Origin of the sequence: Paludibacterium yongneupense DSM 18731 (assembly GCF_000422925.1) — a bacterium.
Lineage (GTDB): Bacteria > Pseudomonadota > Gammaproteobacteria > Burkholderiales > Chromobacteriaceae > Paludibacterium > Paludibacterium yongneupense.
Genome location: NZ_AUGZ01000005.1, coordinates 226,076 through 251,831, shown reverse-complemented (window position 1 = coordinate 251,831; position 25,756 = coordinate 226,076). Strand labels below are relative to the sequence as shown.

The window sequence follows — 25,756 nt, the reverse complement described above, 5'->3', positions numbered from 1 at the left end:
GGATACCACTATGAAGTCGATGAAAACCTTTTTGGCCGTGGTCGGCTTGGCCCTGGCTACGCAAAGTGTGGCGGCGGATTTCAAACTGGGCTACGTAAAGATCGAACGTATCTACAGCGAAGCGACGCCGGCGATCGCCATCCAGAAGAAGCTGGAGGCCGAGTTCGCCGACCGCCGGGCCGAACTCAAGCGCATGGAAGCACGCGGCAAGGAGTTGCAAGCCCTGCTGGCCGGGACGACGCTCAACGGAGCGGACCGCAAGAACGACGAGCGCGAACTCGACAGTTTGGACAGAGACTATCGCGCCAAGGTGCGCGAGATGGCCGAGGACTTCAACCAGCGCCGCAATGAAGAGTTCGCGACCCTGCTCGACAAGGCCAACCGCGTGCTCAAAGTCATTGCCGAACGCGGACAGTTCGACCTTATCTTGCAGGACGCCGTCTATGTCAGTCCCAAATACGATCTGACCGATCAGGTTCTGAAGGAACTCGACAAGCAATAAGCATCTCGCGTCATCCCGTCCTGCGTGTCCGGGTGGCGCGGTGATGGTGTCTTTCGATTAATCAAGCTGGAGCAGCCGCCCGGGGCGGCTTGGTATCGATGTCTTATTTTCTCTCTGAAATCGTTGCCCGCCTGGGAGGCGAGGTGCGCGGCGATGACGTCGCGGTCGAGCGGCTCGCGCCGCTCGAAAGCGCCCAGGCCGGCGAGATCAGTTTTCTGGCCAGCGCCAAATACCGGCGTCAGCTGGATGCAACCCGCGCTGGCGCGCTGATTGTTTCGCCGCAATTGGCCGAGGAGCTGTCGGGGCGTTTTCCCCTGATCGTCGTCGCGGATCCCTATCTTTATTTCGCTCGTGTCGCCACGCTGTTTCATCCGTCCGCGCGCGCCAACGGCAGCGTGCATCCCTCGGCCGTGCTCGGCGCGGCCAGCCGCGTGCCCGCGTCGTGCCAGATCGGTGCGCACGTCGTCATCGGCGACGGTACGGTGCTGGGCGAACGCTGCCTGATTCATCCCGGTGTCGTCATCGGCGACGGGGTTGAAATCGGCGACGATACGACGATTTATCCTAACGTCACCGTGTACGGCGGGTGCCGGATCGGGCAGCGCGTGACCCTGCATTCCGGCTGCGTGATCGGAGCGGACGGGTTCGGCCTGGCCTGGGACCGCGATCATTGGTTCAAGATCCCGCAGACCGGTCGCGCCATCATCGGCGACGATGTCGAGATCGGTGCCAATACCACGGTCGACCGCGGTGCGATGGCCGATACCATCGTCGAAAACGGGGCCAAAATCGATAACCTGGTGCAGATCGCCCACAATGTCCAGATAGGCGAACACAGTGCGATCGCCGGTTGTGTCGGCATCGCCGGCAGCACCCGTATCGGCGCGTATTGCACCGTCGGCGGCGCCGCCATGTTCGTCGGCCATATCGAGGTCGCGGACCGCAGCCACATCGGCGGCGGAACGCTGGTATCCAAATCGATCCGCAAGCCCGATAATTATGCGTCGTCTTACCCGCTGCAGACCATGAAGGATTGGCTTGCCAACGCAGTTCATGTGCGGCATCTTGACGACCTCGTCAAGCGCGTCAAATGCCTAGAGCGCGAGATTGAAACCCTGAAATACCCTAAGGATGACCAGAATGAGTGAACATGCCGTCTCGATCGATGTGCGTGAGATCATGCGTTACCTGCCGCACCGCTACCCGTTTCTGCTGATCGACCGGGTCATCGAATTCGAGGCCGACAAGCGCGTCAGGGCCATCAAGAATGTGACCATCAACGAACCGTTCTTCATGGGCCATTTCGAACAGTATCCGGTGATGCCGGGTGTGCTGATCATCGAGGCTCTGGCGCAGGCGGCCGGAGTGCTGTCCATCCGCAGCCAGGGCGAGCGCAAAGAAAACGAACTCTACTTTTTCGTCGGCATCGACAAGGCTCGCTTCAAACGCCAGGTGCTGCCGGGAGACCAGTTGATCCTCGAAGTCGAGCAAATCAACTCCAGGCGCGGGATCGCGAAGTACGCGGCGCGCGCCCTGGTCGACGGCCAGGTGGCGTGCGAAGCCGAGATCATGTGCGCCAAACGCGAGGTGTGACCATGGCGATTCATCCGACCGCTATTGTTGATACGAAGGCGCGCCTGGCGCCGGATGTGGAAGTCGGCGCCTATTCGATCATCGGACCCGATGTCGAAATCGACAGCGGCAGCTGGATCGGCCCGCATGTGGTGATCGAGGGGCATACCCGCATCGGCAAGAACAATCGTATTTTCCAGTTCTGCTCGCTGGGTGCCGTACCGCAGGACAAGAAGTATGCGGGAGAACCTACCCGGCTCGAAATCGGCGACAACAACACCATCCGCGAGTTCTGCACCTTCAGCATCGGGACCGCGCAGGATGTGGGCGTGACGCGCATGGGCAACGACAACTGGATCATGGCCTATGTTCACATCGCCCATGACTGCCAGGTCGGCGACCATACCATCATGGCGAACAATGCGACGCTGGCCGGGCATGTCCGGGTCGGCGACTGGGTCATTCTGGGCGGGTTTACCAGTGTCCACCAGTTTGTCATCATCGGCGAACATGCGATGACGGCCTTTGCCAGCGCGGTGGCGCAGGATATTCCTCCCTTCGTGATGGCGCACGGCAATCGCGCGGTTCCGACCGGCATCAATGCCGAGGGGCTCAAGCGACGCGGTTTCGACGCGGCGGCGATCCGCTCCATCCGCACGGCTTACAAGGCGCTCTATCGCCAGGGCTTGAGCTACGACGATGCCAAAGCGGCCATTCGCGAGCAAGCCGCCAGCAGCGTCGAACTCGAGCCTTTTCTGCGGTTTTTTGACCGCTCCGAGCGAGGCATCATTCGTTAAACATGCCAGAGATCCTGTTTTCCCGAGCAGAAAGTCTGAAAATCGCCATGGTTGCCGGCGAAGCCTCCGGCGATGTACTTGGGGCGAGCCTGATGGATGCTTTGACGGCACGCTACCCGGATATCGAATTTGCCGGCATAGGCGGTCCGCGCATGCTGTCGCGCGGCTTCAACTCCATCGTGCCGCAAGAACGTCTGGCCGTTCGCGGACTGACCGAAGTTCTGCGCCATCTTCCGGGCTTGCTGCGCCTGCGTCGTCATCTGCGTTCGACCCTGTTGTCGCAGCGGCCGGATGTGTTCATCGGCGTCGATGCGCCCGACTTCAATCTGAAGCTGGAAGAGGGGCTGAAAAACGCCGGCATTCCGACCGTTCATTATGTCAGTCCCTCGGTTTGGGCCTGGCGTCCGGAGCGGGTGCGCAAGATGAACCGTTCCGTCTCGCATATGCTATGCCTGTTTCCGATGGAGCCGGACATCTACAGGTGGGGCGGAGTGCCGGCGACTTTTGTCGGTCATCCTCTGGCCAGCGAGATTCCGCTGGAACCCGACCGCGATGCGATGCGCGATCAGCTCGCCCTTCCGCGCGATGTGCCGGTGTTCGCGTTGCTTCCAGGAAGCCGACTCAGTGAAATCGACTTCATGGCCCCTATCTGCATCGAAACGGCACGCCTGCTGCTGGAAACGTTTCCCGATGCCCAGTTCGTGGTGCCTTTGGCGACGCGTGCGACGCGCGACCGGTTCGAACAGATCCTGACACGGCACAAGGCTTGGGAGCTGCCGCTGCGAAAACTGTTCGGTCATGCGCAGATGGCGGTGATCGCCAGCGACGTGGTGCTGGTCGCCAGCGGTACGGCGACGCTGGAGGTCGCACTGGCCAAGCGGTCCATGGTCATCAGCTACAAGCTGTCCAGCCTGACCTATCAGTGGGTGAAGCGCAAGATACGCTCACCCTATGTCGGACTGCCCAATGTGCTGTGCGGACGCAAGGTGGTGCCCGAGTTGCTGCAGAAAGACGCCACTCCCGAGAAGCTGGCCGCCGAGATGATACGCCTGTACCACGACAAGGACGGGCAGCGCGCGCTGGCCAAATTGTTTGCCGAACTGCATCTGGAGCTGCGTCAGGACACCGACGCGCTGGCGGCGGAGGCCGTGCTGGACATGGTGCGGCGATGAGCCGGGTCTGCGGCGCGGACGAGGCGGGCAGGGGGCCGCTGGCCGGCGCGGTATTCGCCGCCGCGGTCATCCTCGACCCGGCGCGCGCGATCCCGGGGTTGGCCGACTCCAAAGTCCTGTCCGCATCGCGTCGCGACGAACTTGCGCTCATCATCCGTCGCGACGCGCTCGCATGGTGCATCGCCGAGGCCAGCGTGGAGGAAATCGACAGGCTCAATATCCTGCATGCCAGCATGCTGGCGATGAGCCGGGCCATCGCGGGGTTGTCGCCGGCGGCCGACGAAGCGTTGATCGATGGCAACCGCGTGCCCAAGGGACTGCGGATTCCCGCCCGGGCCATTGTCAAGGGCGATGCCACCGTGGCCGAGATTTCGGCGGCTTCCATCCTGGCCAAGACGGCGCGCGATGCGGCGATGGTCGCGCTGGATGTGCAATTTCCCGTCTACGGTTTTGCCCGGCACAAAGGCTATCCCACTGCCGAACACCTGGCCGCGATCGAGGCGCACGGCGTGCTGGGAGAATGGCACCGCAAGACGTTCGGCCCGGTGCGAGCCTGGCTTGCGCGACAGCAGGGGCAGCTGTTCTGACGCCCGGCGGCGGACGCGACGCGGGCGGCGTCAAGCGCTGCTTTCCGCCTGTCGTCGATGCGCACACCCGGCTGCTGATTCTGGGCAGCCTCCCCGGCGAGCGTTCGCTTGCACAGAATCAATACTATGCCCATCGTCAGAATCGGTTCTGGACGCTGCTCGGCTTTGCACTCGGCGCCGATCTGGCGGCGCTCGACTATGCTTGCCGTCTCGAGTTTCTGCTTTCCCGCGGCGTCGGCTTATGGGATGTCGTGGCCGAAGCCCGGCGTGAAGGCAGCCTGGACTGCCGCATTCGCGCCGCCAGCGGCAACGAGCTGGCCGCATTCGTCCGTTCGCTGCCGGAACTTTCCGCCATCGCTTTCAATGGAGCCACGGCCGCCAGGCTGGGGATGAAGCAGCTGGGGCCCTTGGGGAGCGCCTATCGCATCGTCAATCTGCCATCGTCCAGCCCTGCCCATGCGCGGCCTCTTGCCGAAAAACGGGTCGCGTGGGACGCGATCGCGTCCTTGCTTGTCAGGTAATGCTTGCTGAGTCGATGCAATTGCGGCGATATTTATACGTGGCGCTTGTCGCGTCCGAGTTCGCCGGGAGAGTAGACTCATGAATCGCTATTGCATTTGGTTTGTCACGCCTGACGATAGTGTCATGCGACGGGCCGAAGTCGTGCTGGCCGGCACGATTCATTGTCATCAGGTACTGGAAGAAATAGAAGCCCAGCTGGCGGAGGATTGCGGCTTGACGCAAGCCATGGTTGTCGACTGGAAACGATTCGAAGAGGAGCCTAGCCCGCAGCGCGCCAGCCTGGCGCCACGAGCGGCCTGAACCGGCGCGCTGCGCATACCCCCATGCAACAATTCATGACTCTTTCCGCCGCTCGCGAAAGCTTGCTGCGGCAGGCCGAGCCGGTCGGCCAAACCGAGACGGTCCCCCTGCTGCAAGCGCCGGGCCGCATTCTGGCCCGGTCCGTAGTCGCCGGGTTAGCCGTCCCCCCTCACGATAATAGTGCCATGGATGGCTATGCCATCCGTGCCTGCGATGCCGCACTCACACTGCCTATCAGTCAGCGCATTCCCGCCGGCAGCGTTCCCGTGCCGCTCGAAGCCGGGACCGCCGCGCGCATCTTTACCGGAGCCATGCTGCCAGAGGGGGCGGATTGCGTGGTGATGCAGGAGCACTGTCATGTAGACGATGCGGGACGGGTGCGTATCACGACTCCTGCCGCCATCGGTGCCAATATTCGCCGCGCGGGCGAGGATATCGCGTGCGGCCGGGTCGCGATCGAGGCCGGCCGCGTCGTGGGAGCGGCTGACCTGGGCCTGGCCGCCTCACTCGGCGTGGCCAGCCTCGACGTGTTGCGTCCGCTGCGCGTCGCTGTTTTTTTCACCGGCGACGAACTGGTCGAACCCGGTGCGGTCGTCGGCAGCGGTCAGATCTACAACTCCAACCGTTATTGGTTGGTGGCGGCACTGCAGGCCGAAGGGTATCGGGTCGAAGACCTCGGTATCGTACCCGATTCACTTGCAGCCACGCGGCAGGCGTTGCAGGCCGCCGCGCGCGAAGCCGATGTGGTCATGACCTGCGGTGGCGTTTCGATGGGTGAGGAAGATCACGTCAGAGCCGCACTGAAGGCCGAAGGCGAACTGATGCTATGGAAGCTCGCGCTCAAGCCCGGGAAGCCTCTGGCGGCGGGCTCCATCGGCTCGGCCGCCTTTTTCGGTCTGCCCGGCAATCCGGTTTCCGGTTTTGTGACCTGGCAGGTGCTGGTGCGCGATGTGCTTGCCCGGCGCAGCGGTCGTGCCGTCGCCGAGGGACTGGTCATGACGCCGTACCCGGCCGCCTTCGACTGGCCGCGACCCGATGCCAGGCGCGAGGAATTCCTGCGGGTGCGCAAGGTCGGAAGCGGCGGCGAGTTCCGGCTCGAGCTGTATCCACAGCAAGGGTCGGGTGTACTGACGTCCTGCGCCTGGGCCGACGGTCTGGCGCGGGTGCCTCCGGGACGGGCGATCGCCTTTGGCGACAGCGTGGATTATCTGCCCTTCGGGCGCTGATATGCCGCGGATACGCTTCGAGCGGGACGGGCAGACGCTGGCCGTGATAGACGCGGAGGCCGGCGAGCTGCTGCTCGATGTGGCGCGACGGAACGATGTCGCGCTGCACTGGCGCTGCGGGCAAGGTACGTGCGGCACGTGTCGGGTGCGCGTGCATCACGCCGGACAGCCTGCGACGCAGCGTGTCCAGCGCAAGGAGCGCAATGTGCTATTGCGTGCGGGCGTGATCGCCGCTGACGCCGCCGCGCAGGAAACATGGCCGGACGAGGCATCGGTCTGGAGGCTGGCCTGTTACCTGTCGGTCGGAGAGAACGACTGGACGGTGTGCCTGCCTGCGGCGTGAGTATCTCAGCGTTTTCGTACCCTGTGCTGCGGGACTTCTTCGCGTTGCAGGTGGCGGATATCGATGCCTTCGACGTGCAGCAGACGTAACAGGTCGAGCACGAGCGAAGGGACGCGCGCACCGGCTTCGTAGCGGCTGCCGGTCGGCTGCGTGATGCCCAGCATTTGCCAGAATCGCGCCTGCGACAGCTGCGTGCATTTGCGCAGCCCCCGCAGATCGCGCGCCTGGAACAGGAGTCGACGCTCCATAAAGCTTGACGTGTCCATGGGTGTTCTCCATGGCGGTGCCGACGCCGGAATGGCGCGAATCAGGAAGGGCCCGCCGGCGCTGTCGTCACGGTAGAGGACTGAGTGCAGACTGGCATTCGGAGAGAATGTTTTTTTTTTATTTTTCTGTCAAGCAGGCATGGCGGTTTCCGACCTTTACGTCAGTATTCTTACTGTGGCGACTTTACCGTGCCGGTGCAGGGGCAGGGCGGCTTCAGCGCCGACCGCGCATCCTGCCGGGCAAGCTGCTGCATAGAAGATCGAGGGCGCGAATCATGTCCGGGGTGAGCTGTCCTTTGCGGTAGGCCTGTCTTAGCGTCTCTAGCAGCTGGTCGAGCTCCCCCGCGTGGGGAGCGGTGGGAGGCGCGGAAGGCGGACTGCTGTCGCCTTCGCCGAGCACCAGCCAGCGGATGCCCGAATTGAGTTGTTCTGCGACCGCGATCAGATTCTCCGGTCGCAGCCCCTTGGTCTGCCCGTTTTCCCACTGTGAGACCGCCGCCCGCGAGACGCCGACAGCGTCAGCCAGCATCTGCTGGCTGATTCCTTCCCGCTCGCGTACCCAGCGGATACGATTTCCCAAAGTATTCATGGCGCATGGCACGTCGTGAGTCATGTCGGGCGGCCCGGGGTCCGGCCGGGGCGGGCCGCTGCCGCAGTGGTCAGATTTCGTCGCCGATCAACGGACAGAGTCCATCTCCATGAGCGTCGTCGAGGGCGGCACGCCCCTCATTCTGCGCTTCCAGCCATTGCGCGAGCTCGTCAAGCATGTCGATTCCTTCCGGTTGTAGTGCCGCCTGGCGGTGCGAGGGTAGTAATACTACACCCCTGTCGGCATTGGCCACACCCTTTTTCCGGGATGAGTTTGTCTCTAGTTCTTTGTTTTAATTAAATATATTTATAAATGACAATGGATATGAAGTGTTCATGGCACCGTGCCGATCATCGCTTGTCGGCGCCCGGCCTGTCCATATCGATCGACTGCGCAAAGGCCTGAAACTGTTCGAGTGCCGTATCGCGATACGGACCGGACAGCAGATGCACCAGCGTGGCTTCGTTTTCGAAACGCAAGGCCTGGGCCAGGGCGGCCTGATCGGGATGGGTCATGACCAGTGCTCGCACGGCGGCTTGCAGGGCGGCGAGAGCCCCCAGGGTTGCCGCCTCGGGATCGGGTCTGATATGGGTTTTTTCCGACATGAGATTCCCTCCGGGCCGAATTCAGGCAATAAGCATGTATTCCATGTTACGACGCTTGCTGTTGACGGGAAAGATTTTTTTTTGCACTGCAGCATAAGTGGGGGCGCCCGGGTATTTGACCAGGATCAAGGGTGACGTTGAAAATCCGTCGCCAATTTTAAATAGTCCTCACTATGTCGGGTTCCGCCCGAGCGGGCAGATAAGTCGGAGTCATCACCGACAAGGTCGAATTAACGGGGAAGGTCGCGATGTCTATTGCAAAGCTGATTGCGCTGACGGTGGTGTTGGCGCTGTTGATGTTACTGGGTGTGGGGGGCTACGGTCTGTGGTCGCTGGGTCTGGCTCAGGATCGGTTTGAATTCATTCAGGGGAACGCCATCCCCAGCGTCAAGATTCTTGACGATGCGCGCACCGTCGTCAGTCAGGCTCGGGTTGAAGTCCGGGATCATATCCTGGCGACGACCGTAGAGGGCAAAGACCGGCATGAGGCCGCTTTGGCGAGCCTTCGACAGCGTTTCGAGCAGGATATGGCGCAATACGAGAAGCAACTGCTCTCCGATCCGAGCGACCGCCAGATGCTGACCAAGGATCGCAGCGATATGGAGAGCTATTTTGCCACTATCGCCCCGATTCTCGCGCTGTCCAAGCGCAACGACATGGCCGGGGAGATGGCGCTGATCGGCGATACGAGCGCGTTCCGCAACACGGCCGTCGCCTTGAGCCAGGATTTGACTACGCATATGGATTACAACTTTGCCCTGGCCGATACGCTGCGGCGCGATAACGGGGCTGCCTATCAGGCAAGCAAGTGGGGCTTGTCGCTGACTCTGTTGCTGACCTGCGCCATCTTCGGCGGCGCAGGCTACTGGCTTGCGCGGATGATCCGCGTGCGCATGAATAACTTCCGGAACTTCATGAGGCATGTGAGCGAGTCGCTCGATTTTACCGGGCGCATCAAGATCGAGCGCAACGATGAATTGGGGGGGACGGCGAGTGCATTCAATGACCTGCTTGACCGGCTGCGAGACAATCTGCGCAGCATCCTGGCCGAATCGCGGGAGGTCTCCGTCGCCGCGCGGGAACTGACCAGCACCGCCGCGGAGATGTCGTCGGCGGCGACGGTGCAGAGCGAGGCCTCCTCGCACATGGCTGCCAGCATCGAGCAGGTGACAGTCAGCATCAACCATGTGGCCGAGCAGGCGCAGCAGACCCACCATCTGGCCTCGGATGCCGGGCAGCATGCGAGCGAGGGGGGGCGCGTGATCGGCGAGACCATAGCGGATATCCATCGCATTGCCCGGACCGTGACGGAATCGGCGAAATGCATCTCGGCGCTGGAGGCCGATAGCGGCAAGGTGGCGGCGGTCATCGGGGTGATCCGCGATGTCGCCGAGCAGACCAATCTGCTGGCTCTCAACGCCGCCATCGAAGCGGCGCGCGCGGGCGAACAGGGGCGCGGGTTCGCCGTGGTCGCCGATGAAGTGCGCAAGCTGGCCGAGCGCACCACGGCATCGACCGCCGAGATATCCGCCACGATTGCCGTCATGACGGAACGTTCGCAGGAAGCGACGGTGCGCATGAGCGAAGCGGCTGCGCTGGTCGATAGTGGCGTCGAGCGCTCGGATCGGGCGGTGCAGGCTATCGCACGCATCGGCGAGGCGTCGGTCGAGACGGCGGCCCGCGTCCGTGAGATCTCCGCCGCGATCGCTCAGCAGGGTTCGGCCAGCAATGCGCTGGCGCAGCAGGTGGAAAACGTGGCGCGGATGTCGGAAGAGTCGAGCGCCGCCGCCGAACAGACCGCCTCCAACGCAAACCGGCTGGATGCGCTGGCGCGGCTGCAGATGGAAACGCTGGCGGGCTACCGGCTCTGAGCCGGCTTGCAGGACGCAAGGCGGGGCCGCGGCATTCAGACGTCGAACGCGGCTCCGGTTTCGAAAAAGCGGCCGCCCGCAACATAATGGATCGTGTGTCGGGTGTCCGGCGCCATTAGCCAGTGTCCGTCCGCGAACACGCTCGAATCGGCCCAGGCGGCGACCACTTCGGCGATGAACAGATCGTAGCGTTGCTGATTGGCCGGTTCTGCTATCACGCGACATTCGAGCCAGGCCAGGCAGCCATCGATCAGCGGCGCGGCGATCTCTTGCGCCTTGAACGGTTGCAACCCGCTGGAGGCGAATTTGTCTCCGTCGCGGCCGCTGCTCGAACCCGCGTTGACGGTGGCGGCCGCCAGTTCCCGCGACGGCAGGCTGAGCGCGAATTCCCCCGATGCGTCGATCAAGCTGCGCGTGAACGATTGTTTATCGATGACGGCGAGGACTTTGGGCGGTTCGAAGTCCAGCGGCATGACCCAGGCGGCGGCCATGACGTTTTGTACGCCGCCATGCGCGGCACTGATCAACGTGGTCGGCCCGTGGTTGAGTAGACGGTAGGCGTGAGCGAGTTCGACGGGCAAGCGCATGCGGTAACTCCGGTGATGATTCGGATCAGATTGTGTGCATTATGACGCTTGCGCTGCTCATGCGTCGATGGCGCGGTATGGTAGCCGAATAGCATGTTCGACGATAATGATGCGCTCGGACACAGCTTGTCAGCGAAAGGGTGGGGTATGTCACAGCCGGATGATCTGGCATCAGGACTCGCGCGTTGCATCGAACGCGGCGGGTGGCGGCAAGGGGAGATGCAGGCTTCGCGTGCAGACTGGCTGGCCGAAGAAGTGCCGGTCGCCCTGGTGTATAACGGACTCGCGCATGTCGTCATGATGTGTACGCCGCATCAGCTCGATGACTTCGCTCGCGGCTTTTCCTTGAGCGAAGGCATCGCGCGCCAGGCTAGCGATCTTTACGATGTCGACGTCCGCCCGGTGGCTAACGGGGTCGAAGTTCATATCGAACTGGCCGGCGAGTGTTTTGCCAGACTCAAGGAAAGGCGGCGGCAGATGGCCGGCCGCACCGGTTGCGGCTTGTGCGGCGTGGAGCAGCTGGAGCAGGTGGCGCGTCCTGCGCCACCGGTGGGGCGGACCGCGCATCTGAGCGCGCCGGAACTTCAAACTGCGCTTGCGCAGTTGGCGGCGCGGCAGCCGCTGGCCGCTGCGACCGGAGCCACGCACGCGGCGGCCTGGATCGTGGGAGGACAGTTGGCGCTGGTGCGCGAAGATGTGGGGCGGCATGTGGCGCTGGACAAGCTCATTGGCGCCATGGCGCGCGAACCGCAGGGCACCGGCGCATTGCTCGTGACGAGTCGCGCCAGTTTCGAAATGGTGCAGAAAGCCGCCCACGCCGGGTTCGAAATACTGGCTGCCGTGTCTGCACCGACGGCGATGGCGCTGGATATGGCGCGTCAATGCGATGTCACCCTGCTCGGTTTTGTCCGCCCCGGTCGGGTGAATGTTTACTACGACTGCGGCCGTTTCGCCGGAAGCTAGACCGGATCAGGAAGCCGCATCCTGGCGCGTGGCTACGCCGCGGCATCATGCAGAAAGCCTTGCTGCGACGCGCTGCGTGTCGTCAGTAGCATCAAACGGGCGCGCACCGCGCTCGTGTGCGGGAGGGCGTCGCCGGCAGCGTCGCCGGAGGCCGTCCCGATGGGGCCGAACGCGAGCCCGAGCCGAGCGCTAGTCCCCGCAGGCAGGCATCATGTCGCCGGATCCGGAGAGGCGCTCCCCCGCGAATGGCTCTTTGCGCCGCCGCACGGTCAGTGGCTGGTGTGCGGCGCACGACCTCATGCTAGTGAATTTCCCCTATTTTGCCGCAGCAAGGGCGCAAGTTGCGGAATGTCAAACATTTGAACAAATATCTGCGTCACACTTTATAACGATGGCCGCGCGCACTGGCGGCCATCGTTATGTCTGCCGGGGTCGTCGCTCGAGCCGCTCGGTCATGCATGCCTCCACTGCCTACGATGTTCGTGTTCTGTTTTAATTAGATATTTACAATAAATGTTTACATTAGATGTTTACATGAAATGTGAACGACAATACATAAATACAATAATTGAATAATTTTCTTGTTTTAATTATTACTTATGCGTGGTCTAGCCGTTCTACTATTGGGGCCGTGCCCTCGGGGAAGTTGCTATGAAAAAGAATCTGCCGATTACCGACGTCGAAACGATCTTGCCAGAGGGTGAGTTCATCTACTCGCGCACCGATCTCAAAGGGGTGGTGACCGAGGCCAACGACGTGTTTTTGACCATCAGTGGTTTCGATCGCGAAGAAATAATCGGAAAGTCACACAATATCGTACGCCACCCCGATATTCCGGAGGCCGCGTTCGAGGATATGTGGCGCGATCTGAAACAGGGTTTGCCGTGGCGCGGTGTCGTCAAAAACCGCCGCAAGGACGGCGGCTTCTACTGGGTGATCGCCAATATCTCCCCGGTACGGGAGCAGGGGCGCGTGGTTGGCTATCAGTCGGTACGCTCGCGCCCGAGCCGGGAGCAGATCGCGGCGGCCACGGCGGCCTATGCCCGCATCAATGCCGGCGCCCGTGGGCTCGAGGTGCGCCACGGGCAGGCGGTGAAGCGGCGCGCACGCTGGTTGCGCACGATGCTGTCGCTCGATTTCAGTATCATGGTGCTGACGACGCTGGCGCTGGCATCCGCCGCCGCCGGTCTGGCCGGGCTGGTATGGAGCCTGCCGGCAGCCGTACCTGCCACGATCGCTGTTCTGCTGCTGGTTTCCGCCCTGTACTTCCTGTTTGCTATCGCTCTGCCCCTGCGCCGCAATCTCGGCCTCGCGACACATTATCTGGATAGTGTGCTCTCCAGCGGCGATCTGCGTTTGCAGCCAGCGGTGCCCGGCCTGGGGCCGGTCGCTCAGCTGGCCAGACGCTGCGGGCTGCTGGTTTCATCCTTGCAGGCAACGATCCAGGGCATGGACAATGTCGCCTGCGAGATGCACCACGTCAGCGGGCTGGCGGCGAAGGGCGCGAGCGGCATCCGGGAAAGTTGCGATGAGCAGAGCCAGTCTTCGGCCTCCACGGCGGCGGCAGTGGAAGAAATCACGGTTTCGCTGGCTGAAGTCGCCGAGCGCAGCAAGCTGACCGAACAATCGGCCAGTGCCGTCGGCGAGCGGGCGAGGGCCGGCGCCGAATTGTCGCTGCAGGCCAAATCGGCGATCACCGGACTGGCCGGCACGGTGCATGAGTCGGTCGGCAAGATCGAAGTCCTCAGCCAGCGTTCCAGCGAGATCAGCCGCGTTACCCATGTGATTCAGGAGATCGCCGATCAGACCAATCTGCTGGCCTTGAATGCCTCGATCGAAGCCGCGCGCGCGGGCGAACAAGGCCGTGGTTTTGCCGTCGTCGCCGACGAAGTCCGCAAGCTGGCGGAGCGCACGCGCGGTGCGACCGAAGAGATCGGCGCCATGGTTGCGACGATTCAGAGCGAAACCAACGACGTGGTCGAAGGCATGCGCCTGGGGGCGGAGCAGGTGCAAGCGAGCGGAGAGCTCGTGCACAGCCTGAACCTGTCGCTGACCGAAATCAACGGCGAGATGGTGCAGACAGTCGGAATGGCCGGCGATATGTCGCTGGCGACATTGGAGCAGAGTCGCGCGGTGCAGAATATCGCCGATCATATGCAGCAGATTTCGGCGGTCACTGAACAGAATCTGTCCCGTGCCGATGCCGGTTTTCACCGTTCCCAGCTGCTGTCGCGTCTGGTCGAGCGGATGGAAAAAGCCGTCCGGCAGTACGGCTTCTAAGGCCGGGGGGGGGTCAGGCCAGCAGGCGGGTGAGGCCGTACAGCAGGACGCCTATGGCCCCGCCGACCAGCGTCCCGTTCACGCGGATGAATTGCAGGTCGCGCCCGACGCTCTGTTCCAGCTCGTGGACCAGCAGCGCATCATCCCAGGCCTTGACCGTGCCGGCGATATGGTCGGCCACCCCGCTGCGCAGATCTTCGGCCAGCGCGCGCGCCGCGACTTGCAGGTGGGTGTTGAGCGCCTCGCGCAGCGCGTCGTCGGCAACCAGCGCCTCGCCCAGCGTAGCCGCGCCTTGCGCCAGCAGGCGCCGCGTTCTGGAGTGCCTGCGGTCGAGGTCGGCCTCGAGCCAGTCCTTGATGTCGTCCCACAGCCTCAACAGGGCGCGCGTGACGTTGGGGTCGTCGAGCAGGGTGCGCTTTGTTTCATCCACCTGCGCGCGGTAAGCCGGGTCGTGCTGCAGGCGTAGCAGCCACGCCTGTGCGGCGGTATCGATCGCTTTGCGGCGCGGATGATGCGCGTCGGCGGCGAAGTCGCGCAACCAGTCCGCGGCCGATTCGAGCAAGCCGCGCGCCAGTTTTGTCCCGTATTCGTCGGCATGCACGCCCATCAGCGACAGCCCGGCCATCGCCTTCGGATATTCCCGCGTGACGTAGTTGACCAGCAATCCCGCCAGCCAATCCCTCGGCTCTTCCTTTTCTACCCAGCCGGCCAGCGTGCGCGCCGCCTCGTCGCATACGCGCTGGTGCCCATTGCCACGCAAGACTAGCGTCAGCAGGTGGCCAATGCCGGCCCCGACGTCGAGCGCCTGCAGCCGGGTGTAGGCGGCGCGCTGCAGCAGGCGGCGGATCTCCTTGTCGTCGACGAAGCGCAAGGCTCCGCCCAGCAGCGAGGCGATCCTGTCCGCGGTCCGTACGGCGTTGGCCGGTTGGCGCAGCCACTGGGCGAGAACATCGGCCGGGTCGAAGCGCTTCATCTTGGCCAGCAGGGCATCGGTGTCGAGAAATTTGTCGCGGATAAAGCGGGCCAGACTGTCGGCCACGCGGTTTTTGTTGCGCGGGATGATCGCGGTGTGGGGGATGGGCAATCCGAACGGACGCCGGAACAGGGCGCTGACGGCGAACCAGTCGGCGAGTGCGCCGACCATGGCGGCTTCCGAGAACGCGCCGACCCAGGCCCAGGCGCCGCGTGCACCGAACGACTGGGCGAGCGCGAAGCCCAGGCTGACCAGAACGAGGAGGCCGCCGGCCAGGCGGCGGCTGCGACGCAACTCGGCTGCACGTTCGTCGCCTGTTCCGGCCTGCGCCGGCGTCCCGTGTTGCACCCCCGTCACCTTGTCGCCTTTTCTTGCATGGCCCGCAGGCCGTCGTCGTCATAGGTACCAGATTTGGCCCGTCGTGACAAATCCGGCTCGTCCTTTTCCGATCTCGCCGGGGTGGCTTGTTCCGGAAGCATGCCTATGTCATTGTAGAGAAAACAGCATCGTGTGCGCTCAGGCGACCGACAACGTCGGCAGCTGGCGCCAATGATGACATAAGCCCTCCGGGGCCCGACAAAAGACCAGGAGATCACCATGAGAAGTGTCAGGACATGGGGCGGCATGCTTGCCGTGCTCGGCGCGGCGGGGGCGGGCTTCGTCGCCCTGCGCCGCGGGGAAAACGTCAGCGCGGTATGGCTACTGGTGGCGGCGCTGGCCGTCTACGCCATAGCCTACCGCCTGTACAGCCATTTCATCGCGCATACCGTGCTCGAGGTCGACGCGCGGCGGCTGACGCCCGCCGAACGCCATGACGACGGTCTCGATTACGTGCCGACCAACCGCTGGGTGGTGTTCGGCCATCATTTTGCCGCCATCGCCGGGGCCGGTCCGCTGGTCGGTCCGGTGCTGGCGGCGCAGATGGGATATCTGCCGGGAACGCTGTGGATCCTCGTCGGCGTGGTACTGGCCGGGGCGGTCCAGGACTTCATGATCCTGTTCATGTCGACACGGCGCGACGGCAAGTCGCTGGGCGAGATGATACGGGCCGAGATGGGAGAGGCGGCCGGCATCATCGCCTCCCTCGGCATCCTCATGATCATGATCATCCTGCTCGCCGTGCTGGCGCTGGTGGTGGTCAAGGGGCTGGCCGGAAGCCCGTGGGGCACTTTCACCATTGCGGCGACGATTCCGATCGCCGTGTTCATGGGGATTTACCTGCGCTATTTGCGACCGGGGCGCATCGGAGAGATGTCGCTGATCGGTCTGGCGCTGCTGCTATTGGCGGTGGTGGGGGGCGGCGCCGTCGCCAGAAGCGCGCTGGCCGGCGTCTTCACGCTGCAGGGGACCACGCTGGCCTGGGCGCTGATCGTCTACGGCTTCATCGCCTCCGTGCTGCCGGTCTGGCTGTTGCTGGCTCCGCGCGACTACCTGTCGACTTTTCTCAAGATCGGGACCATCGTCGGACTCGCCATCGGCATCGTCATCGTTGCACCCGATCTGCACATGCCGGCGATTTCGCGCTTTGTCGATGGCAGCGGGCCGGTATTCTCCGGAGCACTGTTCCCCTTTCTGTTCATCACTATCGCATGCGGCTCGGTGTCCGGCTTTCATGCGCTGGTGGCATCCGGCACGACGCCCAAGCTGCTGGATAACGAAGCCGATACCCGGCTCATCGGCTATGGCGCGATGCTGATGGAAAGCTTCGTTGCCATCATGGCGCTGATCGCGGCATCGGTGCTCGATCCGGGCGTCTACTTTGCCATGAACAGCCCGGCTGCGCTGATCGGAAAGACCGCCGCCGATGCTGCCGCGACGATCTCGGCCTGGGGGTTCGTGATCACGCCTGCTGCCCTTGAACAGGTTGCGCGCGATGTCGGTGAGATCACGGTGCTGTCGCGCGCAGGCGGCGCCCCGACGCTGGCGGTAGGGATGGCGCATATTCTATCCGGCGTCATCGGCGGCCGGGCGATGATGGCGTTCTGGTATCACTTCGCCATCCTGTTCGAAGCCTTGTTCATTCTGACCACCATCGATGCGGGGACGCGCGTGCTGCGCTTCATGATCCAGGACTTGGTCGGCCATTTTCACGCGCCGCTGGCGGACACCCGCTCCTGGCTCGCCAACGTGCTCGCGACGTCGCTGGCCGTCGCCGGCTGGGGCTATTTTCTGTATCAAGGCGTAGTCGACCCGCTTGGGGGGATCAACACCCTGTGGCCGCTGTTCGGCATCGCCAACCAGATGCTGGCAGGGATTGCCCTGACGCTGGCCTGCGTGGTGTTGATCAAGATGCAGAAGCAGCGCTACGTGTGGGTGACGTTATTGCCGACAGCCTGGCTGCTGCTGGCGACGCTGGTTGCCGGCTGGCAGAAGCTGTTTCATGACAATCCGAGAATAGGCTTTCTCGCACATGCCGGAAAATTCGGCGCTGCGGCGGAGGAGGGCAAGGTTCTCGCACCGGCCAGGAGCCTCGCGCAGATGCGGCAAATCGTATTCAACGACCATGTCGATGCGACTCTGACCGCGCTGTTCATGCTGGTGGTGATCGCCATGCTGCTGTGCGCCGTCGGCGTCGTGCGCAAGGCGTTGGCCGTCAGATGGGCGACGGCGCGGGAGGTGCCCGCCATGTATCGTCAAGGGGGCGGCAATGGTTGAGCTCGCCGGCCGCATGAGTGCGTACTGGCGTACGCTTGTCGTTACGGCCCGGCTGATGGTGGGGGTCAAGGACTATGAGCGCTACCTCGCGCGCCAGGCACGTGCCTCCGGCAGACCGCCGCTGAGCCGGGAGGCGTTTTTCCGTCATTGCCAAGAGGCGCGCTACGGCGGGCGCGGGGGGAGCGGCAAGTGTCCGTGCTAGCGGGCGCCGCACGCGGGGCGTAAAACGAGCGGCGGCTTCCGGCGTGTCCGGCCGGGAGCCGTGCTAGCGCTCTGCAAGGGCATGCTCGTTATCGTGTTCTTCGCCGGCCAGGTGCGGCGCGAGCCCGTCCGGCAGGTCGCCCAGTGCGAGCCGGGGCGTGCCATGCCAGGCCGCCAACTCGTGCAGCGCGCGCCCGATATCCCGGCCCAGGCGCGCGCTGGGTCGCACGCCTGTTTCCAGGTAGAGCGCCTTGATCTCGAATACCCCTTGCGCGCGGTGCGCCTTGGCATCCAGACGTCCGACCAGGCGCCCGCGATTCAGGATCGGAAGCACGAAGTAGCCGAAGCGGCGTTTTTCAGCTGGCGTATAGCATTCGATGCGGTAATCGAAGTCGAACAGTTCCCGTGCGCGCAGCCTGTCCCATACCACCGGATCGAACGGTGACAGCATGCGGGTGACGCTGCTGCGCAGCGTGCCGCTGACGGCGCGCTCCAGTGTGTGATGCAGGTCGTGGTGGACAAATGCGTCATCGTCCAGGCCTTCCATCCTGACAGGGACGAGCGTGCCGGCATCGGCCAGTGCATGTAGAGCGGTTTTGTATTCGCCGCGCCCCAGGCGGTAGTAGTCGCCCACCCAGCGCGGCGTGACGATGCCGAGCGCACGGCAGCTGTTTTCTATCATCCGGCTCCTTGCCTCTCCGGGCGCGGGCAGGTGGTGCGCGTCGTCCCAGTCAGGGCGCACGCGTTCGGCGAGATCATACACCCGCTGAAAATGCTGACGTCGGCTGACCATCAGCCGGCCGCTGCTGAACAGGGCTTCCAGATGCTTTTTTTCCGGTTTCCAGTCCCACCAGCCTCCTCCCTTGCCGTCTTTGCGTTCGAAATCTGCGGCACGCACCGGGCCATTGTCCCGGATGTGGTCGAGCAGGGCCGCGACCTCTGCGTGGTGCGTGTCCAGCCAGTGGCTGGGGTCTTTCCATCCCATGCCGACGGGGTCGAGCATCCGATGCCGGAGCAGCCCGTAGTCCTGGCGCGGAATGAAACAGGCTTCGTGCGCCCAGTATTCGTACACGTCGCCCTTTGCCAGGCAGTCGTCGAGCCAGGAGGGGGAGTAGGGGCCCAGCCGGCTGAACAGGACCAGGTAGGGGCTGCGCGCCACGACATTGATGCTGTCTATCTGAAGCAGCGCCATGCGTCTTATGGCGGTCAGGACGTCGGCGGGACGTGCCTTGCGTCGCGGTGCCGTCAACAGACCCTGCGCCTCGAGGTGGATGAGGCGGGCCATGGCGGAAGACAAGGTGGTGGGCGGCATCGGGATTTTCTGTAGCGGCAAAATGGGGGGCGCGATGATCGGTACCGGATCGACATGCTCTTGTGTTGTAAGAAGATGTCGCGGAGCCGTGTGGCTATGTTGTTAAATACCCACAATATCGTCAAGTTGTTTTCTGGCGCCGGAATGTGAGACGGCGAGACATGTCATCGGCATTTTACGCGCTTTGAATGCGGTGCCGGATGCCAAGTGGCCGGGTTTTCTCCGCTCTTATTATCGCGATCCGCTGCCGGTGTTTCCCATGTTCCAGACGGTTGGCCGGGCGGCGGCGGTGTCCTGCCCGCATGTCGGGTCGCGGAAGGGGCTGACAATGGCATTTTGTTTATGTCACACTTAATGCTTAATTAATAATCCGGGTTACTGCCTTGCCGAACCCCGCGCTGGAACGAGAATGCGGCGATCGGCTTGGCGCAGCGGTAAGCACATGCGATGCGACCGATTGTTCCGGGATTTATTGCGGTTTAGAGACTCCTGCGATGTCGATTCTGCGTCGAGACAAGCCATGGTGCCGCTGTTGTTCAAAAATCTGAGCGCACGTCAGAACCTCATAACCCTTGCCGCGCTGCTGCTTGCCGCCGGGGGGGGAGCCATGGCCGCCGCCGCTCTGGTGAGCGGCGGCGGGGCGTTCTTGCTGCCGCTTGCGGCGGCCAGTCTGCTGTCGTGCGTTTTCTGTGCCCTGCATGCCTGGTGCCGCCTTCCCGGCGTCTCGGCCTGCGCGCACGAGGCGCTGCGTCTGTCCGCCATCGCTTTCGAATCGAGAGAAGGCATCGTGGTCACCGATGCGAAGGGTTGCATCCTGATGGTGAACCATGCCTTCAGTCTGATAACGGGTTTTTCCGGAGAAAAGATAAAAGGAAAGGCGTCTGCCGCGCTGTGCTCGCCGCGACATGGCCGGTTTTTTTATCGCGATGTCATGCGCTGCCTGAGTCTGAACGGCAGTTGGCAGGGAGAATTGTGGATTGCTCCGCATGGGGGGGGCGAACGGCCTTGCTATGTGGTGATGACCGTCGTTCGCGATGCGGTGGGCCGGATCGCCCACCATGTCATTTCCGGGGTCGATATCAGCGAGCGGGTGGCTGCCGAACACAGTATGCGGCGCATGGCCTACCATGACTCCCTTACGCAGTTGCCCAACCGTCATTCATTGATGGAGGGGTTGACGCGTGCTCTTGGCGCATCGGCTCGCAGCGGGCAGTACGGCGCCGTCCTGTTTCTCGATCTCGACCAGTTCAAACAGCTGAACGATACCCGTGGCCATGATGTCGGCGACCAACTTCTGGTGAAAGTGGCGGCCCGACTGAGGTTGTGCGTGCGCAGCGTAGACACCGTGTCGCGCTTCGGCGGCGATGAATTCGTCGTGGTTCTGGAAAATCTCGGCTGCGACGAACTGGCGGCGGCCGCGCATGTGCGTCAGGTGGCGGAAAAAATACGCGCCACGCTCGAAGGCCACTACTTGCTCGACAACTGCAGCCATCACAACTCGTCCAGTATCGGGGTCAGTCTTTTTCACGGCCAGGGTGCCCCGGAAGAAACGATACTCAAGCAGGCCGATCTGGCTCTGTATCAGGCCAAGGGCGACGGGCGCAATGCCGTGCGTTTTTTCAGTCCGGCAGTGCAGCACGAGATGACGACGCGGTTGGCACTGGAACAAGGGCTGCGCCGTGCACTGTACCTCGATCAGTTCGTGCTGTTGTTTCAGCCGCAGGTGGCGGCGGACGGGAGTCTGATCGGCGCAGAGGCCCTGCTGCGCTGGCGCTGCGACGGAAATACGGTACTGCCCGAGCGTTTTATCCCGCTGGCCGAGGAAACCGGATTGATCATGGTGATCGGGCAGACGGTGCTTGCCTCCGCCTGTCGCCAGTTGCAGGCCTGGCACCATAGTGGAATGACGCTTGCGGTCAATATCAGCGAACGGCAGTTTCGTCATCCGGATTTCGTTGCCCAGGTTCAGCAGGCGCTCGCGCAATACGGCGTCCTGCCTGCCGCCTTGACGCTGGAAGTCAGCGAAAGCACGCTGCTCGCGGATATCGGCGCGTCCGAACAACGCATGGCCGAACTCAAGTCGCTCGGTGTCGGGCTTTCGATCGACGACTTCGGCAGCGGTCCCAGTTCCTTGTCCAGCCTTGGCCGTTTTCCGCTGGATCAGCTCAAGATTCACCGTTCGGTGGTCGAGGGGCTGACCGCGCATCCGGATGGAACCGGTCTGATCTCTGCGATTCTGGCGGTTGGGCGCAGCCTGCAGATCGATGTGTTCGCCGCGGGCGTGGAGACCGATGCCCAGCGCGACTATCTGCGTGCGAGCGGGTGCCGCGGGTTCCAGGGGTATCTGATCGCGCCGCCACTGGAAGTCGAGGCCTTCGACGCGATGGCGCAGGCCTGAAGGGCGAGCTGTCTCAGTTGGCGATCAGGCCGGCCAGCGTCAGGCCTAGATTTTCCGGGACGATCAGCTCGGTCGTGGAATTCAAGGACTGGCTATCCCACCAGCGGAATTCTTCCGCGCTCATCACCCTCTCTGCGATGGTGTCGCCTTCGGCCCGGATCAGGAAATAACGTTCATCGACCAGCAGACGGTCGCCGTCCGCCAGAGGCAGGGAATAGGTATGTTCTGCCACCGGCGCTCCCATATGCTGACAGACGATGCCGGTGTTTTTTTGCAACGCGCGTCGTGCCGCCTGCTCGAAGCTCTCGCCTTCGTCGAGCCCGCCCCCGGGCGGTGTCCAGAACGCATCCTGTGCCGGTGCCGGATCGCCAGCCAGGCCGCGGCATAACAAGACCCGTTGCTGCGGGTCGAGAATCAATAATTTTGCGCATAATCGCCTGCGCATGGGATCGCCTTGTCGGAAATGGATGGGGGGTCGTCTGTTAATCATAGTCGTCGCAGCGGGCATGTCGGTCGACGCAGGTCAAATCCCATGTGAATCGTTGTTGCGCGACGGCATGCCCGGTGACTATTTTACGGTCTAGAACCAGCTGTGCCAGCGCAGGGTGCGCGCGATGATGCCCTCCTTGTCGCCGTTGCGGCGAAACAGCTCCGACACATTGCCGTCGACTGCAAACACCGCCACGCACAATACGGTGTTCAGCACCAGCTGGGGCAAGGTGGTGGTATCGGAGCCGCTTCCCAGAAGCAAGCCTATCGGAACGCTGGCGGCGGCGACGATGATGAAATAGGCCAGCAGGGCCGCGCGCGGCCGCCAGCGCGCCCCCTTGCGACGGAAGAAGAGCAGGCGCATGGCCAACAGGGTGCAGACGATGGCGTTGACAAGCATGAGTCCGCTCATTTTTGATCTCCTTTCGTTTGGGACAGCAAGGACAGCGGATTCCCGTCGCGGCAAATGAACCAGAGCAGAATCTTGACGGAGAGGGCTGAGGACAGGAGTGCGCCGACGCCTGCATCGACCCGGCTTCCCGCCGGCATCCACGCCCCGAGCGCGCCGGCGAGCAGGTCCGCGCCGAAATGGGCGCACAGGATGCCGGAAATGAAACTGATCAGAAAGAACAGACTTTTTCGTATCAGCGATAATTCGGTCGAGGCCAGAACGACGGCAACGGCGCCTGCAAACGCGCCGAGGGCGACGCTGCTTTGCATGCTGCTGATCAGTGCGGTCAACTCTGCGCCTAGGGTGGCAGTATCGATACTGGCGGAATGGGCCATGCCGGTCTCCCCGGGTTGTCGGCGCAGCAAGCCTGCGGCGACGAAGCGTTGCACGCTCTGCGAATAAGCGTGCATTGCGGCATCGATGCACGCAAGCTGGCGCGGTTCGCACGGGACCCGGCCCCAATGGCAATTATATTGTCATCAAAACGGCGTTATCATGTCCCGTCCCGCCACACCGCTCCGGCGTTGGCGTCTTTTTACTTTTGCGCGAAACCTACATCATGAGCGATCAAGAAAAGTCTGCCCCGCAAGAGAGCGAAAATCCTAGCAACCCCGAACGTCGCCGCCTCTTCGAAGGTCTGGCCGCCATTGGCCTGGCCGGCGCCCTGCCATCCATCGCCTCCGCGCCCGCCGAAGCGGCCGTGCTGCCTGCCGCCGGCGATGCCGCCCTGCGCGCACGCGTCAAAAACGTGGTCGTCATCTATCTGGAAAACCGCAGCTTCAACAATCTGTTCGGGGACTTTCCCGGGGTGCGCGAGCCGCTGTCCCGCGTTGCGCCCGAGCGCGCGCGTCAACTCGATCGCGATGGCCGTCCCTTGCCGGTGCTGCCCAAGATCTGGGGCGGGCTGGTGCAGAAAGGGCAATACGTCGGCGGTAAGTACTATCTGATCGACGAGAGCAAGATTCGCGACCTTCCCAACGCGCCGTTTCCGTTGAAAGACGAGGAGGGCGGCCTGCTGTCGGAAGGCGTGATCACGCGCGATTTGTGGCATCTGTTCTATCAGAACCAGATGCAGATCAACGAGGGGCGCAACGACGGCTTTGCCGCCTGGGCCGACTCCGGCGGCTTGGTGATGGGGTATTACAGCCAGACGGCCAGTCATCTCAATCTGTGGCAGATCGCACGGCAGTACACCTTGTGCGACAATTTTTTCATGGGCGCTTTTGGCGGGTCTTTCCTCAATCATATCTTCCTGGTCGGGGCAAGGCCCCCGGTGTACCCGGACGCGGCCAACAGCCCTGCGCGCAACAAGGTCGCCGTGGTCGAGGGCGGTCCGACCGGTACCCGCCTGGCCGTGGCTGCCGATTCCCCGGCTTCGGCACTGGACGGCAAGCCCAAGTTCGTGCGCGATGGCGCTATCACGCCGGACGGTTACGCCGTCAATACCATGGCTCCGCCGTACCAGCCCAGTTTTGTCCGCCCTGCTCCGAACGGAGACGCCCGTTTCGCGAACCCGGACGATCCGGCGACGCTGCCGCCTCAGACCTTCCCGACCATAGGCGACGTGTTGTCCGATCACGGCGTCAGCTGGGCCTGGTATGGCGGTGCCTGGCAAGCCGCGCAGGAAAATCGCGGCGGTCCGGATGTGCCTAATTTCCAGTACCACCACCAGCCGTTCAATTATTTCCGCCGTTTCGCTCCCGGCACCGCCGAGCGCGCTCTGCATTTGCGCGATGCGGGGACCGGCGAGAGCCCGATCTCCAATCATTTCATTGCCGATGCGCTGGCGGGAAAATTGCCGGCGGTGAGTTTCTACAAGCCTCAGGGCAATCTCAACATGCATGCCGGCTACTCGGATGTTGAGTCGGGCGACCGGCATGTCGCCAATGTTCTGGCGCACTTGCAGAAAAGTCCGCAGTGGAAGGATATGGTGGTTGTCGTCACCTTCGATGAAAACGGCGGCTGGTGGGATCATGTGGCTCCGCCGAAGGGCGATCGCTGGGGGCCGGGTTCGCGCATTCCTGCCATCGTGGTGTCGCCGTTCGCACGCAAAGGGTTTGTCGACCACAATTATTACGACACCAGCTCCATCATCCGTTTCATCACCCGCCTGCACGGTTTGCCCAAGCTGGAAGGGTTGCTTGCGCGTGATGCCGCCTTTGCCGCGCGCGGAGCCGCCGGCCCCGGCGATCTGACCGCAACGCTGCACCTGGGCTGATTCTGCCGCCGGTGCGGCGGATTTGGACGAACACCCCCCTCGTGCGTGCGCGACGGGGGTGTTCGTTTGCCGGCCGTCCTGCGGGATTCAATCGCGGATGAGCATCGATTTCCTTGGCGATTGCCTGTTGTGCCGACATGGCGCTCCCCCTTGCCTCCGGAGAGGACGGCGTGGCAATGAGCGTTGATGATGCATGCGCAATGATCGCCCGTCGGCACTGTAGAAACCGTTGTTCCGGGGGGTATCGGTTCGTGCGCCGGTATGGGGAGCCGGAAGGGGCGAGGGCATTGCCGCTCGACTCTTTCGCCGGGCCGGAACGCGGCGACAGGCGCCGGTCGATGGCATGCGCGGGCGTGGGGCAATACTCGGTCTAGGGGGTATGGCTGTTGCGGCGTGCGCGGGCCTCTTCGCCGACGCCCGCATCGGCGTCGAGGTCGATTCCGGCGCCGGCTTCGCGCATGATTTCGATGATGGCAGCCAGTTGTTGCGCGTTTAGCGTCAACTGGGCGGCGAGAAAGAATAGCATGTGCATATTCATGTGGCGTACAACCTTGCCGCCTGTGTACTTGCGCCATTGGCTGTCGCGCGTCAGCCCGGCAAGATGCGCCATTCGGACGCCGGACAGGCCGAGCCGCGATTTGAGACGTTGCAGGTTGTCCGCCGAGGGCGGACGATAGGCTCTGATCAGCAGCATGGTTCTCTCCATGGCGACGTCGGCCGCCGCATCCCCTGTGCCGCGAGAGGGCGATGATTGGGAAAAATACACACAGGTGATATGATCACGTACGAAGATGGTAACGGTACCGGCTGCGCTCCCATCCAGATTCAGAATAGCGCAGAACGGTGCCGGCGCGAGTTTTAGCCGCGCGGGGTGCGC

Annotated in this window: 27 protein-coding genes; 17 read left to right on the top strand and 10 right to left on the bottom strand. The window is 63.1% G+C overall.

Annotated features, from left to right (window positions below):
* Nucleotides 1-10: 10 nt before the first annotated feature.
* The 10 genes from G520_RS0103505 to G520_RS0103460 all read left to right on the top strand — a co-directional run bounded on the left by G520_RS0103505 (nt 11) and on the right by G520_RS0103460 (nt 7,021).
* The gene (locus tag G520_RS0103505) at nt 11-502 is read left to right on the top strand and encodes an OmpH/Skp family outer membrane protein (protein ID WP_028534447.1); all 492 of its coding nucleotides are present in this window, start codon (nt 11-13) and stop codon (nt 500-502) included.
* A gap of 98 nt (nt 503-600) precedes the next feature.
* Nucleotides 601-1,650, top strand: a complete 1,050-nt coding sequence (lpxD, locus tag G520_RS0103500) for a UDP-3-O-(3-hydroxymyristoyl)glucosamine N-acyltransferase (protein WP_028534446.1) — start codon at nt 601-603, stop codon at nt 1,648-1,650.
* A complete protein-coding gene (fabZ, locus tag G520_RS0103495; protein WP_028534445.1) occupies nt 1,643-2,095 on the top strand; it encodes a 3-hydroxyacyl-ACP dehydratase FabZ in 453 nt (150 codons plus the stop codon). Before lpxD ends, fabZ begins: the two co-directional genes overlap by 8 nt.
* A gap of 2 nt (nt 2,096-2,097) precedes the next feature.
* Nucleotides 2,098-2,871 carry an acyl-ACP--UDP-N-acetylglucosamine O-acyltransferase gene (gene lpxA / locus G520_RS0103490; protein ID WP_028534444.1) on the top strand — a complete coding sequence of 258 codons (774 nt, stop codon included), beginning with the start codon at nt 2,098-2,100 and terminating at the stop codon, nt 2,869-2,871.
* Between the two features lie 2 nt (nt 2,872-2,873).
* Entirely contained in the window at nt 2,874-4,043 is a 1,170-nt protein-coding gene (lpxB, locus tag G520_RS0103485) for a lipid-A-disaccharide synthase (protein WP_036665169.1), read from the top strand.
* Nucleotides 4,040-4,630 carry a ribonuclease HII gene (gene rnhB / locus G520_RS0103480; protein WP_028534442.1) on the top strand — a complete coding sequence of 197 codons (591 nt, stop codon included), beginning with the start codon at nt 4,040-4,042 and terminating at the stop codon, nt 4,628-4,630. Before lpxB ends, rnhB begins: the two co-directional genes overlap by 4 nt.
* A complete protein-coding gene (locus G520_RS0103475) occupies nt 4,564-5,151 on the top strand; it encodes a DNA-deoxyinosine glycosylase (RefSeq protein WP_084637445.1) in 588 nt (195 codons plus the stop codon). Before rnhB ends, G520_RS0103475 begins: the two co-directional genes overlap by 67 nt.
* A gap of 79 nt (nt 5,152-5,230) precedes the next feature.
* Entirely contained in the window at nt 5,231-5,452 is a 222-nt protein-coding gene (locus G520_RS0103470) for a hypothetical protein (RefSeq protein WP_028534440.1), read from the top strand.
* A 35-nt stretch (nt 5,453-5,487) separates the two neighbouring features.
* Entirely contained in the window at nt 5,488-6,678 is a 1,191-nt protein-coding gene (locus G520_RS0103465; RefSeq protein WP_246542660.1) for a molybdopterin molybdotransferase MoeA, read from the top strand.
* A gap of 1 nt (nt 6,679) precedes the next feature.
* Nucleotides 6,680-7,021 carry a 2Fe-2S iron-sulfur cluster-binding protein gene (locus tag G520_RS0103460; RefSeq protein WP_028534438.1) on the top strand — a complete coding sequence of 114 codons (342 nt, stop codon included), beginning with the start codon at nt 6,680-6,682 and terminating at the stop codon, nt 7,019-7,021.
* Nucleotides 7,022-7,026: 5 nt separating this feature from the next.
* Here the strand turns inward: G520_RS0103460 and G520_RS21385 are convergent, their stop codons facing one another.
* The 3 genes from G520_RS21385 to G520_RS0103440 form a co-directional block, all read right to left on the bottom strand.
* A complete protein-coding gene (locus G520_RS21385) occupies nt 7,027-7,287 on the bottom strand; it encodes a helix-turn-helix domain-containing protein (protein ID WP_084637444.1) in 261 nt (86 codons plus the stop codon).
* Between the two features lie 214 nt (nt 7,288-7,501).
* Nucleotides 7,502-7,876, bottom strand: coding sequence for a helix-turn-helix domain-containing protein (locus G520_RS0103450; RefSeq protein ID WP_169449810.1), 375 nt, complete (start codon nt 7,874-7,876; stop codon nt 7,502-7,504).
* A gap of 350 nt (nt 7,877-8,226) precedes the next feature.
* Complete coding sequence (locus G520_RS0103440) at nt 8,227-8,481, bottom strand: hypothetical protein (RefSeq protein ID WP_028534436.1); 255 nt, start codon at nt 8,479-8,481, stop codon at nt 8,227-8,229.
* Nucleotides 8,482-8,729: 248 nt separating this feature from the next.
* On the opposite strand from G520_RS0103440, the gene G520_RS0103435 reads away from it, so the two are divergent.
* A complete protein-coding gene (locus tag G520_RS0103435; protein ID WP_028534435.1) occupies nt 8,730-10,352 on the top strand; it encodes a methyl-accepting chemotaxis protein in 1,623 nt (540 codons plus the stop codon).
* 35 nt (nt 10,353-10,387) lie between these two features.
* Here G520_RS0103435 and G520_RS0103430 read toward each other — a convergent pair whose 3' ends face one another.
* On the bottom strand, nt 10,388-10,939 hold the full coding sequence (locus tag G520_RS0103430; RefSeq protein ID WP_028534434.1) for a flavin reductase family protein: 552 nt from the start codon (nt 10,937-10,939) through the stop codon (nt 10,388-10,390).
* A gap of 147 nt (nt 10,940-11,086) precedes the next feature.
* On the opposite strand from G520_RS0103430, the gene fdhD reads away from it, so the two are divergent.
* Together fdhD and G520_RS0103420 are read left to right on the top strand one after the other, a co-directional pair.
* Nucleotides 11,087-11,902, top strand: coding sequence for a formate dehydrogenase accessory sulfurtransferase FdhD (gene fdhD, locus G520_RS0103425; RefSeq protein ID WP_028534433.1), 816 nt, complete (start codon nt 11,087-11,089; stop codon nt 11,900-11,902).
* 651 nt (nt 11,903-12,553) lie between these two features.
* Nucleotides 12,554-14,182, top strand: a complete 1,629-nt coding sequence (locus G520_RS0103420) for a methyl-accepting chemotaxis protein (RefSeq protein ID WP_028534432.1) — start codon at nt 12,554-12,556, stop codon at nt 14,180-14,182.
* 13 nt (nt 14,183-14,195) lie between these two features.
* Here the strand turns inward: G520_RS0103420 and G520_RS0103415 are convergent, their stop codons facing one another.
* On the bottom strand, nt 14,196-15,512 hold the full coding sequence (locus tag G520_RS0103415) for a DUF445 domain-containing protein (protein WP_051228952.1): 1,317 nt from the start codon (nt 15,510-15,512) through the stop codon (nt 14,196-14,198).
* A gap of 240 nt (nt 15,513-15,752) precedes the next feature.
* Here G520_RS0103415 and G520_RS0103410 point away from each other — a divergent pair, with 240 nt between their 5' ends.
* Complete coding sequence (locus tag G520_RS0103410; RefSeq protein ID WP_028534430.1) at nt 15,753-17,810, top strand: carbon starvation CstA family protein; 2,058 nt, start codon at nt 15,753-15,755, stop codon at nt 17,808-17,810.
* Complete coding sequence (locus tag G520_RS0103405; RefSeq protein WP_028534429.1) at nt 17,803-18,012, top strand: YbdD/YjiX family protein; 210 nt, start codon at nt 17,803-17,805, stop codon at nt 18,010-18,012. The genes G520_RS0103410 and G520_RS0103405 overlap by 8 nt, the downstream gene beginning before the upstream one ends.
* 63 nt (nt 18,013-18,075) lie before the next feature.
* Here G520_RS0103405 and G520_RS21380 read toward each other — a convergent pair whose 3' ends face one another.
* Nucleotides 18,076-19,323 (bottom strand): winged helix-turn-helix domain-containing protein, encoded by a 1,248-nt coding sequence (locus tag G520_RS21380; RefSeq protein WP_051228950.1) that lies wholly within the window; start codon nt 19,321-19,323, stop codon nt 18,076-18,078.
* Nucleotides 19,324-19,855: 532 nt separating this feature from the next.
* Here G520_RS21380 and G520_RS21375 point away from each other — a divergent pair.
* Nucleotides 19,856-21,721: a putative bifunctional diguanylate cyclase/phosphodiesterase gene (locus tag G520_RS21375; RefSeq protein ID WP_211222749.1), complete on the top strand. Its 1,866-nt coding sequence runs from the start codon at nt 19,856-19,858 to the stop codon at nt 21,719-21,721.
* Between the two features lie 13 nt (nt 21,722-21,734).
* Here the strand turns inward: G520_RS21375 and G520_RS0103390 are convergent, their stop codons facing one another.
* The 3 genes from G520_RS0103390 to G520_RS0103380 all read right to left on the bottom strand — a co-directional run bounded on the left by G520_RS0103390 (nt 21,735) and on the right by G520_RS0103380 (nt 23,071).
* Entirely contained in the window at nt 21,735-22,166 is a 432-nt protein-coding gene (locus tag G520_RS0103390) for an NUDIX hydrolase (RefSeq protein WP_036665167.1), read from the bottom strand.
* Between the two features lie 135 nt (nt 22,167-22,301).
* On the bottom strand, nt 22,302-22,622 hold the full coding sequence (locus tag G520_RS0103385; RefSeq protein ID WP_028534427.1) for a phage holin family protein: 321 nt from the start codon (nt 22,620-22,622) through the stop codon (nt 22,302-22,304).
* Nucleotides 22,619-23,071: a putative holin gene (locus tag G520_RS0103380; RefSeq protein ID WP_051228944.1), complete on the bottom strand. Its 453-nt coding sequence runs from the start codon at nt 23,069-23,071 to the stop codon at nt 22,619-22,621. Before G520_RS0103380 ends, G520_RS0103385 begins: the two co-directional genes overlap by 4 nt.
* 149 nt (nt 23,072-23,220) lie before the next feature.
* Between G520_RS0103380 and G520_RS0103375 the strand changes: the two genes are divergently transcribed.
* Nucleotides 23,221-24,879 (top strand): acid phosphatase, encoded by a 1,659-nt coding sequence (locus tag G520_RS0103375; protein ID WP_028534425.1) that lies wholly within the window; start codon nt 23,221-23,223, stop codon nt 24,877-24,879.
* Nucleotides 24,880-25,249: 370 nt separating this feature from the next.
* Here G520_RS0103375 and G520_RS21370 read toward each other — a convergent pair whose 3' ends face one another.
* Nucleotides 25,250-25,573 carry a hypothetical protein gene (locus tag G520_RS21370; protein ID WP_211222748.1) on the bottom strand — a complete coding sequence of 108 codons (324 nt, stop codon included), beginning with the start codon at nt 25,571-25,573 and terminating at the stop codon, nt 25,250-25,252.
* Between the last annotated feature and the right edge of the window lie 183 nt (nt 25,574-25,756).